The 12,303-nt window shown below is 50.2% G+C and carries 8 protein-coding genes and 1 tRNA gene; 5 read left to right on the forward strand and 4 right to left on the reverse strand.

Features of this window, described 5'->3' with window-relative positions:
* Nucleotides 1–44: 44 nt before the first annotated feature.
* Both WCX19_RS02575 and WCX19_RS02580 read right to left on the reverse strand, forming a co-directional pair.
* On the reverse strand, nt 45–1,568 hold the full coding sequence (locus tag WCX19_RS02575; RefSeq protein ID WP_373004544.1) for a PKD domain-containing protein: 1,524 nt from the start codon (nt 1,566–1,568) through the stop codon (nt 45–47).
* 127 nt (nt 1,569–1,695) lie between these two features.
* Nucleotides 1,696–2,700: a mechanosensitive ion channel family protein gene (locus WCX19_RS02580; protein ID WP_373004547.1), complete on the reverse strand. Its 1,005-nt coding sequence runs from the start codon at nt 2,698–2,700 to the stop codon at nt 1,696–1,698.
* Nucleotides 2,701–3,043: 343 nt separating this feature from the next.
* Between WCX19_RS02580 and WCX19_RS02585 the strand changes: the two genes are divergently transcribed.
* Nucleotides 3,044–3,736: a hypothetical protein gene (locus WCX19_RS02585; RefSeq protein ID WP_373004549.1), complete on the forward strand. Its 693-nt coding sequence runs from the start codon at nt 3,044–3,046 to the stop codon at nt 3,734–3,736.
* Between the two features lie 389 nt (nt 3,737–4,125).
* On the forward strand, nt 4,126–4,971 hold the full coding sequence (locus tag WCX19_RS02590; RefSeq protein WP_373004551.1) for a hypothetical protein: 846 nt from the start codon (nt 4,126–4,128) through the stop codon (nt 4,969–4,971).
* A gap of 158 nt (nt 4,972–5,129) precedes the next feature.
* Here the strand turns inward: WCX19_RS02590 and WCX19_RS02595 are convergent.
* Nucleotides 5,130–5,203, reverse strand: a tRNA-His gene (locus WCX19_RS02595).
* Nucleotides 5,204–5,461: 258 nt separating this feature from the next.
* Here WCX19_RS02595 and infB point away from each other — a divergent pair.
* Both infB and WCX19_RS02605 read left to right on the forward strand, forming a co-directional pair.
* Entirely contained in the window at nt 5,462–7,240 is a 1,779-nt protein-coding gene (gene infB / locus WCX19_RS02600; protein WP_373004553.1) for a translation initiation factor IF-2, read from the forward strand.
* 184 nt (nt 7,241–7,424) lie between these two features.
* Complete coding sequence (locus tag WCX19_RS02605; protein ID WP_373004556.1) at nt 7,425–7,865, forward strand: 30S ribosomal protein S6e; 441 nt, start codon at nt 7,425–7,427, stop codon at nt 7,863–7,865.
* Nucleotides 7,866–8,089: 224 nt separating this feature from the next.
* Here WCX19_RS02605 and WCX19_RS02610 read toward each other — a convergent pair whose 3' ends face one another.
* Nucleotides 8,090–9,034, reverse strand: coding sequence for a DNA adenine methylase (locus tag WCX19_RS02610; RefSeq protein WP_373004559.1), 945 nt, complete (start codon nt 9,032–9,034; stop codon nt 8,090–8,092).
* Nucleotides 9,035–10,414: 1,380 nt separating this feature from the next.
* Here WCX19_RS02610 and WCX19_RS02615 point away from each other — a divergent pair.
* Nucleotides 10,415–12,154 carry a bifunctional UDP-sugar hydrolase/5'-nucleotidase gene (locus tag WCX19_RS02615; protein ID WP_373004562.1) on the forward strand — a complete coding sequence of 580 codons (1,740 nt, stop codon included), beginning with the start codon at nt 10,415–10,417 and terminating at the stop codon, nt 12,152–12,154.
* Nucleotides 12,155–12,303: the final 149 nt, after the last annotated feature.

Here is a 12,303-nt window from a genome sequence, read left to right on the forward strand (position 1 = left end):
AGCGATTACCAGAAAGGGATCCGTACCTCTTTATAAAAAAAGGATTACACCAGCATAAACGTGAAGAAATAAAATGCAATCAGCGGGATGAACAACACGAGATACAGGGCACGGTTCCATTTCCATATCGCACTGCCATCCATCGTGGAAATGGGGATAAGACTGTAGACTGCGGTGATGAGGTTGATAGTAAAGCCCAGACCACCGGCGATTACCCAGATCCCTCCAAATTGAACCATAAACAGGGAGACCAGCATAAGGATGATACTGACAACAGGTCCCGCCACCATTTCGATTCCCAGCTTGCGTGTCTCATCCGCATTCTCATCCCGGTTTACAAAGGTCCGGTAGGACTGGGCAAATGCATTCCCGTAGAGCCAGGCCGTCAGGAACATGATAACCGTGCCAAGGCTCCAGAACTGGATATCGGTGTCGTGGCCGTACCGGGTCGCAAAATACCGGTGGGCAAAATCATGAAGCAGGACTGATACCGCACCGACAAGAATGTAGATGAGCACCATCTGCAGGGTGAGATCCGCACGATCTGCGAGCAGGAATGCCACTGCCACCATAACCACTGCTGCCTCCACGACAAGGAGTTCAGTGGCAGACAGGCCGAAGAAGTGCCGCTCCCGTTTCTTTGCTTCGATTCCCCGTTTCTCAATCTCTTTCTCGCTGATCTTCTCAACGGTATGACCCGCAGCAAGATCGACAAAGAACTTGACGAATTTTGCACCGACCTGGGCAATGGTGCCGATATTGGTGAGGATGACCTGGACGAGTATCACGCCAAGGCTCGTCAGCACCGCAGCGAGGGCCATGAACTGCGGGGGGATGAATGCTGCTGTGGGGAGGTTCTTATCGGTGTCGCCCTTTGCATCCTGAATCAGGCCGACGATTCCCGTGGCATGAGCCTTGACCGGGGGAACCGGCACGGGCACCTCCACCGGGGCCGGACTGCTTGCATTGATGTAATTTGTCCGGATGAGCGCGTCACTGCCAAAGTGATTGCTCACTTTTAACCGGACCTCATAGAGGCCTGCCTGTGTATAGGTATGAGCGGGATTCTGGTCAGATGATGTTGTCCCGTCACCAAAGTCCCAGTTCCAGTCCGTGGGTGTATTCTTTGAAAGATCCGTAAATGTAACCGTGAGTGGAATAGTCCCATCTACGGGTGAAGCGGAAAAGTGTGCTTCCGGCGGGAAGCCGGCCCCAATAAAACCTGCAACAGTTTTGGTGTCCGAGCCGTACTTGTTGGTCACCGTCAGGCTGACGGTATAGTCGCCGGTATTACGATAGGTATGCGTCGGGTTCTGCATTGCCGAGCTTGCGCCATCGCCAAAGTCCCAGTGATAGGTCATTGGCAGAGCGCCCCGTGAGGAATCAGCGAAACTGACCGTAAACGGGGACGGCCCGTAGTGGATACTGGTGTAAAAATCAGCAACCGGCGGGTTAATTACCGTGATAAAACCACTCCCGTTACCTGCCGTTGTATTCGCAGCAACGCTGATTGGTAAGAGCGCTGTACAGAGCAAGGCGACGAGCAGGATAGGTGTGAGGTTTCTCATAAGTTTCCCTGATCCAGAAAATCCCGGGCGTTTGTGCAAATCGGAAACTGTTTCCGGATATTCACACCGGTTTTCCTTCTGGCATCTTAAAGAAATTGGTTGAAAAAAATGCGCTTGTGGCGTTTATTTAGGAAAAGAGGATCTCTTCTTTCCGGAACCGCTCGATGACCCTGACATTCATGTAGTCCTGAATAATGGTGCCATACATGAAGCCAGCTGCGTAGACCGTGATATGGAATGTCATCGTGGACTTGTCCATCTTCATGAGGTATACTGAGGGAGATGGATCATGAACAAATAAGTCTGGCCGGCTCTTTACCGCCTCGTCGCAAATCTCTCCGAGCACCCTCTTGATGCGAGGGATCTCTTCAGCGTTCGAGACCGTTACCGGGATCTGGATCCTGACCTGGGGATTTGGCAGGGAATAGTTATGGACAACACTTGTCGCTATCTTGGTATTGGGCATGCTCACGACATCTTTATCGAGCGTGAGGATACGGGTACTCCGGGGGCCGATATGGGTCACGTCCCCAAGAACATCGTTGATCAGCACGCGGTCCCCCACTTTGAACGGCTGGTCGGTGATGATGACCGCACCGCCAAAGAAGTTCGAGAAGAGATCCTGTGCAGCAAGGGCAATGGCAATGCCGACGATTCCTGCACCTGCGATGAGCGGAGTAATATTGATATTATACAGGGTCAGGATGTAGAGGATCCCCACAAACCAGATGAAGTACTTGCCGATCTTCTGGAGGATCTCTACGATCCGGTCATCAAGGTCGGTCTCGGTCGACTCGGCAAGGGCCGTACCGTAGATCCGCAGAAAATCGTCAACGAATGTTGAAACAATCCAGGTTCCGACTACGACATATGCCGATAAAAGGATGTTTGCCTCCGCAATCCATTGGTACTGGGGATAGAGAACAATCAGGTGATGAATCGCAAAGAAAAACGGGATGAAGAACGCGAGTATCGTGAGCGGTGTGCCGAGTGAGTGCACAACAAGATCATCCATCATTGTCTCTGTCTTCTCTGCCTGCTTCTTGAGGAAGACAAAGATAAAATGGACAACAACAGCGGCTAAAATCCCTGCCGCAAGGAACAATAGTGTATCTACAACTGCCGGGTCCATGTGGTATAAGTATTGGCATTTCATGAAGATGAAGATTTCAGGTGCGTGGGGATATCTGCCGGATAATTGGACCACTACAACTCAAAGTAAACCCCTTTCCTTTATAGAAGCATTCTGTTGGCGTTTCTTATTAGAACCCCACACGATTCCCACGGCATCATAAGGTGCGGGAATTATCTAAACAATATCTTTATCGGTTGAATCTTCAATTAATGATTGTCGATGATTTCGATTAACTAGCAAAAATGCAGGATTCGCTGTAATATCTACGACGGAAAAATTAATTGCAGATCATACAAAAAGAGGGTTTTTCGAAATCCACTGTCATAAAAAATGGGGTAAAATGCCGCTTACAGAAGTTCAAATTAATCTGTATAAAAAGATTAAAAAACATAAACTTTTATTGAAAACGATTTTGAAGATTTATTGTTTTTTAAATTTTAATAAATGTAAAATTAATGGATTTAATAATACAATAAGCAATAATGGAGTTTTGTTAAAAAAAGTTAAATTTGATATAATTGGAAATAATAACCAAATTTATTTCCATGAGGAATCTTTTATTGAAAATGTCACATTTTTTATTAGAGGTTCCAATCATCATCTATCAATCGGAAATCATTGTGTAATAAAAGGTGGATCTTTTTGGTTTGAAGATAACAACTGTAGGATAAATATTGGGGATGATACAACAATTGAAAATGCGCATCTTGCAGCCACGGAAAATGAGAAATCAATTGAAATTGGTTGTGATTGTATGTTAGCATATGACATTGAGATTCGCACCGGGGATTCACATTCAATTATTGACCTAAACACGCATAATAGAATCAATTATGCTCAAAATGTAAAAATTGGCAATCATGTATGGTTATGTGCGGATGTAAAAATTTTAAAAGGGGTCACTATAGGAAAAAATTCAATAATTGGGACCGGTTCAATTGTTACTAAATCAATTCCGGACAATTGTATTGCGGCAGGAATACCCGCAAAAGTTATTCATAACAATGTAACTTGGAAAAGACCACGAATCTAATAAAACAAGATCTTGAAAAAATGTTATTCTGTTGCTTACCCGTTTACTCTCTAGAAACCCACATGAACGTGAATTCACACCCGACGCATGAAAATCGAATACCCAGTCTTTGTTTTGGTGAGATTGGTTAACCTAACATGGTTGATTTTCATGGGAAAACCTCAAAGAAGAGAAAAAGTAAAACCTGTGGGGTTACAGAGGTGATGTCACTATAATGCAGTAAAATCAGCATACCTTGGGCATCATGGGAGGATGTCACTTGGACTGGACAGCACAGAGTTCAATAAATGGTGTTCTTCGAACCTAATACAAAGAAGGGCCGAAATGGTACAATATTATCCTAAGATCAAAAGGCAATAATTAACATGTCAAAGTATAACTGGTGAAATATGAGGAAAATCACTTTTTTCTCTCTCCTGATTGTTTGTATTACAACGATTCTTGTTGCGGGATGCATGAATGTCACCGGGTCAACTAATACTACATCTACGCCTACGCCGCAGATTTGCTATGTGACAGTGACGGTTACCCCGACACCAACGTTAGTGGAGACATCGACAAGCGGTGTAGTTACGGTGGCGCCGACCATTTCAACAACATGCGGCGACCTGATATCAGATTCGGGTGCTGATCAAGCATTCCTGAACTTTGTAAACGATAACTATCTGGCAGCCCGCATCAAAGGGCTTGCCGATGGCAATTGCAGTAGAATCCCGGCGGATCAGCTTCACCAATTGATCATAACCAGTGCAATCCCGCAAACACACAGCCTTGCCCAGGCGCGAGTGTACCTGATTTCTGCAACCACATATTGTCAGAACCCTGATTCAGCAGCTCAAAACAATACAGAAACCGATTTGGAAAAATTTGAGAAGGGAATGAACGAATACCAGAACCTCGTTTATTCGTGCCAGAACCAGATCCGTGCAAATGCCTCATCCGTAGTCGGCGGGGAGACACTCGCCATGAATAACATTGCCGGGCCCCAGACATTTTCAGGGAAAGGTAATTCGGCTAAAAAATTCAGTGTTGCCGAAGGAGAATACAAATTTTCAACAACATATGCAGGCGATGGCAATTTCATCGTTCATATCACCAATACTTACGGAAAAACCGAACTCTTCAATAAGACAGGTCCGTATTCAGGGAGTACAATCGTGAACCTCACAACCGGTGAATATTACATGAACATTGAGGCATCCGCACCCTACCTGATTAAGATGACCCATTCATAACATTTTTCAGGATCCCGGGGAAATGCGGTTTCACCCTCGGCAATACCCTAATATCGGTAGCCAGCCCCGGCATGTGTTTTTGCGGGCATTGATTTGAGTTTATAAGGGGAGGATCATATTTCTCTACAAAAAAGAATCAGAAAAACTTACAATAACAAGGCCAGGGCCGAGATTTGAACCCGGGTCGAGGGATCCACAGCCCCTTAGGATAACCAGACTACCCTACCCTGGCAGATGTTCCTGTTAATTTGGTTGTGGACTCTGATTAATTTAACGCCCCGCTCTCAAAGCCCGGTACCCCCACGGATGACCGGCCGGGTCCCGTCTGCTATCCCGGAGCGATTATTAATAGGGTAGAGCGTCCATTAAGTTATCAGGTGGCTCTGACAGGATATTTGTAGGGCAGGCTGCGGTGTCGGGTGATGCCGCACCACGGATAATTTTTTAATCCTGCTGTTTTCAGGGCACGTGAGAACGGGAAGGTGGGGAGATGGCGGCAGACCCGAAGATAAGGACGCCGATTGTGTGCGTCATGGGGCATGTGGATCACGGTAAGACCTCGCTTCTTGACCGGATACGCGGCTCATCGGTTGTCACATCTGAAGCGGGCGCGATTACCCAGCACATCGGAGCGACGATTGTCCCCATCGAAGCGATCCGCACTATGAGTGGGTCGATGGAGAAGATCCCCATAAACATCCCCGGCCTGCTTTTCATTGATACACCCGGGCACCATGCGTTTACCACGCTTCGGGCCCGGGGCGGGGCGCTTGCCGACATGGCAATCCTCGTTGTCGATATTAACCAGGGGTTCCAGCCCCAGACGATCGAGGCGTTGCAGATCCTCCGGAACTGCAAGACGCCGTTTGTGATCGCGGCGACAAAGATCGACCGGCTCCACGGCTGGCGGATCAACAAGAACGAGTCGTTCCTTTCGACGTTTGCAAAACAGAACGACCGGGTCAAGACCGATGTCGAGACCAAGACCTACGAGATCGTGGGAAACCTCTCGGACCTTGGTTTCTCCGCTGACCGGTACGACAGGGTGTCAGACTTCCGGCGCAACCTTGCAATTGTGCCGGTGAGCGCCCACACGGGAGAAGGGATCGCCGACCTTCTCATGATCATGATTGGGCTTGCCCAGCGTTACCTTGGCGAGGAACTCAAGCTCTCGGTCGCGGGCCCGGGGTTAGGAACCGTCCTTGAAGTAAAAGAGGAGAGGGGCCTCGGGGCGACGCTCGATGTGATCCTGTATGATGGCACGCTCTCTGTGGGCGATGAGATTGCGATGGCCTCGCAGGACGACATCGTGGTGACCAAGGTCCGCTCGCTCTTAAAGCCCCACCCGTTAAAGGAGATCCTTGTCGAGGACAAGTTCGAGCACGTCAAGTCCGTCGTCGCGGCTGCGGGGATCAAGGTCTCGGCCCCGGGCCTCGAAAAGGTGATCGCGGGCTCGCCGCTCTTTGTTGTCCGGGGCAACATCGACGAACTTGCGGTCCGGATCAGGAAAGAGATGGAAGAGATCCACGTCAACCTTGCCGAGGAAGGCATTGTGATCAAAGCAGACACGATCGGCGCCCTTGAAGCGCTCTGCAAGGAACTGGAGACAAAAGATATCAAAGTGATGAGGGCACAGGTCGGCCCGGTGAGCCGGCACGACCTGATCGATACCGAGACTATCAAAAACCCGACGTTCCGTGTGCTCCTGTCGTTTAATACCCCGATCCTTCCCGATGCGGCGGAGATTATCAAGGACCCGCTCTACACGCAGGTGAAAGTCTTCTCCGCGCAGGTGATCTACCAGCTCATCGACCAGTATGTCGCATGGAAGGACGAGCAGAAACGGATCGCTGATAAGGCGCAGTTCGAGCACGTGATGATGCCGGCGAAAATCCGGCTGCTCCCTGACTGCGTGTTCCGGCAGAGCAACCCGGCGGTGGTCGGGGTCCGGGTGCTGGGCGGGAAACTCCGGGGCGATGTCGACCTCGTCAAGCTGGACGGGAAGAAGGTCGGGCACTTAAAATCCATGCAGCTCCGGCAGGAAAATATCCGGGAGGCGGACGCCGGTCTCGAAGTGGCGATCTCGATTGAGGGCGCAACGATCGGCCGGCAGCTGAACGTTGGCGACGACCTGCTCGTGGATCTCCCCGAGCGGCACGTGAAAGTGCTCGAACGCGAGATGCTCAAGAACTTGAATATCAGCACGCAGGAAGTGCTCGCGGAGTTTGTGGCGATCCGACGCAAGGCCGAGCCGTTCTGGGGCAAGTGACCGGACTGTCGCGGATATACCGGCGTACGCGGCCGGCCCGAAAGGACGCGAGGTTTTAATAGCGTACTGGTATAATAAGATGGGTACTTCACGTGCACAGGCGTTGTTGCGCCGGATAGCCCGAGAGTGAACGGGACGCCCGATATCGGGGGCGCCCCGGGATAATCAATAAGGAGAATCAAGAATGGTTGAGTTAAAGGTTGTTGTATCAGACCCCAAGACCGGTCACGCCTACAATGTCGATGCCAGCACCGGCGCAGCAGGAGCAATCGTGGGTAAGAAAATCGGGGACGAAATTGACGCCGGCCCTCTCGGGCTGGCAGGATATAAGATCCTGATCACCGGGGGCACGGACCAGACCGGGATTCCCGCGAGAAAGAGCCTGCCGGGCGCAGGAAGAAGGAGACTCCTGCTCGCAGAAGGCGTCGGGTTCCACCCGTCGATGGAAGGCGAGCGCAGGAGAAAGATGATCCGCGCTCATGAGATTACCATCGAGTTCGTGCAGGTCAACGCCCGCGTGACCGCATATGGCGAGAAGACCCTTGACGAGCTCTTCCCCAAGGTCGAGAAGGCCGAGGGGGAGAAGAAGGCCGACAAGCCAAAAGAGAGAAAGGCCCGGAAGTAATTCCGCGGCGGAATACTTTTTTTGCGTTATTGTTTTGTGGTGTGATGCGTTACGGGTACGCAGGCGTATCGGACGGGGGTTGTTCCCGGGGACGTAACGGAGATTTTTAAAGTGCTTCTGGGGGCTTTTTCCCCCGCCGCGAAGGCATCTCCCAATCAGGATCGTGTCTTTGTTTGAGGGGGGAATGTCTGAACTGATGAATAGACTTTTTTTAGAGGTTACAACTACGGTTTCTTTGCCGGATAATTCGTAATAATCAGTTCGTTGATATTCCCGCGCCCTGAACCATTACAATTGATCATACGTTTTGCCGGAACCCGCTCGATGTAATATCCTGAATAGAGATCGTCAAAGAATGAGTCACCGGGATTCTCATTCTTTGGATCGGAATTACTCAGCATAATCTTTGCTCCTTTCGCATCGAGTTCCTTAAAAAATTCTGCGAGGCGAACCTGATCGTTGTCAGAAAATCCATGTTTTGAATACGAGGTAAATGAGGAAGTTTCGTTGAGCGGGCGGTATGGTGGATCAAAATACACAAACGTGCGATCATCGATAAATTTCCGGCATGTGACAAAATCCCCCCGGTGGATCTGCGTGGCTTTTAACAATGTCGCAACGTCATTTAAGTTGTCTTCGTTCAGGATATCCGGATTTTTGTATTTCCCGAATGGAACATTGAATTCGCCCCTCTGGTTTAACCTGAAAAGTCCATTGAAACAGGTACGGTTCAGGAAAATAATCCAGGCGGCCCGTTTGATCCATCCCGTCTGATATGTGTTGAAATTGATCTCCGGTAATTGACGGTTGAAAGCATTCCGGACTTCATAATAGAATGATTCTCGTTCTTTATCATCCAGGGAGAGATAATCAGATTCAAGTGTTTCGAGTTCGGAGATCAATTTTTTTACCGAGCGCTGAATAACCCGGTAGGAAAGATACAACTCTTCATTGACATCGCAGATGGAGCAGCGTTCGAAAGAAAATCTTTGATTGAGATAGAAAAAAAATGCGCCGCCTCCAATGAACGGCTCTACATATTTTGTGATCTTTCCATTTTTCAATTCTATTGGCAAACGTTTGCTGAACTCGTTCAGTAACTGGGTTTTACCTCCGGCCCATTTGAGAAATGGCCGGGCTGAAGAAACAAGTTTTGTTTGTTTTGCCATTTCGGAGAGAACACCTTTCGGTATGAATTTCTTCGCTGCAATGTTATCGTTCTGACATTATAGGCTATTGAATTGATCTACGCGAAGTGAAAATAAATACCGTCTCCCTTCATTTCACCTTCCTCTTAGTGAATATCGCATCACCCCCGGTATGATCTTTGAGATCCCATAATGTGGGTCGCGTGGCCGGCAGTCCAGAATCCCTATCCCCTCAAAACCACCCTGCAGGGGAAGGTCTCCATCGGCAGGAATCTGGCAGGTTATTATGATAAGCGAGAGAAAATCGAAGAATACCAAGTTCAGAAACGAGTGTTTTCTTAATTCTCCAGATATCAGGGTTTTGAAACGTGGACCTGGTGCATCTCCGGAACGTTCACATTTTTTTTAAATAATAACGGATAACGCCAGATTTTAAAAAAATGAATTCCGCCAATCAATCCGATACGTCAATCACGGATGAGGAAAAAACAAAAATGATCCGAAAACGTTTCGATAAAATTTCCACAACGGCAAAATTAAAGTACACCATTGAGCTCGACATGAATGGATTGAATGTAACCCTCATGAAACGTCCCTGATCCAGCCGCCTTTTCCCACATGATCCCCCGGCGACCTGCCCCAATCCGGGTCCAATTTGGCGCCCGATTGGTGTCTGACACTCCCAAAAGAAGCCCGTATCGGGCTCCGTTTCAAAATACCCCCAAATCAGGCTTTTTTTAGGAAACGGACGAAGCAAAATGGACTCGATAATGCGGTTCTTCTGGCAGATCTCGGGTCAAATTACCATTTGCACGATCCGGAAAACAGGGGCCGCCAGAACGCGAATATGGGGCTGTGAGGGGCATTATATAGGGCTCAATTTGGGCTTTTTTTGTCAAATAAAAACGCATGCACCGCCAGATTTTGTGGTTGTCAATCGAACTGTTTTACGGGCTTTGATTTGCCGGCAAACCGGGCATTATACACGGAGATCAGGGGATCAGACCTCCCCGTCCGTATGATCCCCGGATCGGTACTGGAACGGGTATTCCAGGGAAATAAGGAGGTTTTGGAAATGTGGGTCTTCGCATTCATCGTTGGGGTCGGCCGGGTTTGTCATGAAAATTTTGAAAACTTCAGATGATGGAGCCGGCAAATGGAAATTCAAGTTAGGACTGCAAAATTTTCATTGCTTTGGTGCGAAGTCTTTGACTTCATGCGGGTTTTTTTAGAAAAACTTTTGAAATTTTTTCTCTGGAGAACTCATTACAAATCCCCTGATGATCCAAGGGCTTTACCCAGGTCGCGATAGTGTCGGAGTATCAGCCCACAAAAAATCACGAGGAAAAACCCGGGCCAGATCCGGCTGGTTTTTAAACGCACGGGTGATACAGTTTTTCAATGATTCCCGGTTCTTTCGTCGACAACCGTCCGTTCTGGCAGCGGGCGCTCATCGGCTTTTTCATCCTTTTGATCATCGCATTCATCCCGATCGTTCTCTTCTCTTCCCTGCACCCGGTCCCGGCACCGGGTCAGGCAACCGCCCCGGTCCACGTGAAGATCCTCGCGGTTAACGACTTCCACGGCCAGCTGCCGGCCGGCCAGAAACTCAACAGGGAAGCGGCAGGCAGTGCACCGGTGCTTGCTTCCTACCTGAAAATGGCCATGAACGAAAGCCCGACAGACGCCACGTTCATCGCACTGCCGGGCGACGTGGTCGGAGCATCGCCGCCGGAGTCCGGCCTGATGCTGGACGAGCCAACAATGATCTTCTTCAACGAATTTGCAAACGGCTGCTGCGGAAAGGACTCTGCCTGCAGCGCATCGTGCAACATGGTAGCGACGCTCGGCAACCACGAGTTTGACAAAGGTACCGCAGAACTCATGCGGAAGATCAACGGAGGGGATGGAACTACCACGATCACTCATCTCGTAGATCCCTACCCCGGGGAAAAGGCCGGCTATGTCAGTGCAAACGTTGTCTGGCAGGCAAACGGCACGACCCTCTTTTCACCTTACGTGATCCGGAACGCCGGCGGGACAAAAATCGCGTTTATCGGGGCCGATACGACAAAAATTCTTTCGATAACAATACCGGCAAATATTGCCGGGGTCACGTTCCTTAACGAGACTGAATCGATCAACCGGTATGTCCCGGAGATCCAACAGCAGGGGGTCCACGCAATCGTCGTCCTCCTCCACGAAGGTGGAAACCAGGACGCTTACGTCGGCCCGACACGTGCCGGAGGCAACGTAACAGGCTCGGTAACAGGAATTGTTGCCGGCCTCGACCCTGATGTGGATGTCGTGCTCTCAGGCCATACCCATGCGTTCACGAATGCGTACCTGAATAATTCCGGCAACAAACCAGTTCTCGTCACGCAGGCATACAGTTACAGCAGGGCATTTGCCGATATTGACCTCACTATCGATCCGGCAACCGATGAGATCACGCAGAAATCCGCAAGGATTGTTCCGGCGTATGCAGACCGCCCGCCCGGCACCACGCCGGATCCAGCCACCGCCGTACTCCTTGCCGCAGACGAACAGGCCGTTACCCCCCTCACCGACAGGGTCATCGCGGTCGCGGCTGCCGATATCACAAGAGACCAGACCGATGCGGGGGAAAGTGCGCTCGGCGACCTTGTCGCGGACGCCCAGCGGACGGCGATGCATGCCGATGTGGCATTTATTACGACCGGTACTTTACGTGCCGATATCGCAAAGGGAAATATCACGTGGGGCGATCTCTACGCAGTGCAGCCGTTCTCGGGGACGGTGTTTGCCATGAACCTGACCGGGGAGCAGGTCAGAAACGTGCTCGAACAGCAGTGGCAGTCCCCGCTCCCACCCTACAACCTCGCAGTTTCCGGCCTCATGTATACGTTCGACGCGGGCAAGCCTGCGGGCCACAGGATAACGGATATCCGGGTCAACGGTGTACCGCTTGATACAGGGGCAACGTACCGGGCAGCACTCATGGACTACCTTGCTACCGGGGGCGATGGGTACACAGTATTTACCCGGGGGACCGGGACCGTCCCTGGCCCGTCAGATGTCGATACGCTCGTCTCGTACGTCGGGTCGCTCCCGCAACCGGTGAACGGGACAACGGAGGGAAGAATAACCCGGACTGCGTGAGCTGCCCCGGTATCGGACCGACCGCAAGAGAATGCCATCATCTGGGATACGAGTGCCGGTAAAAAATCCCGGCATGATCGTGACCGCAATTTTTTATAGATGAGGTCCGGTTAAAACAGGGTACCGGGCAATTATTCCATCAGAACGAC

It is taken from the genome of Methanoregula sp., assembly GCF_041663825.1.
In the GTDB taxonomy this organism is placed as follows: Archaea; Halobacteriota; Methanomicrobia; order Methanomicrobiales; family Methanospirillaceae; genus Methanoregula.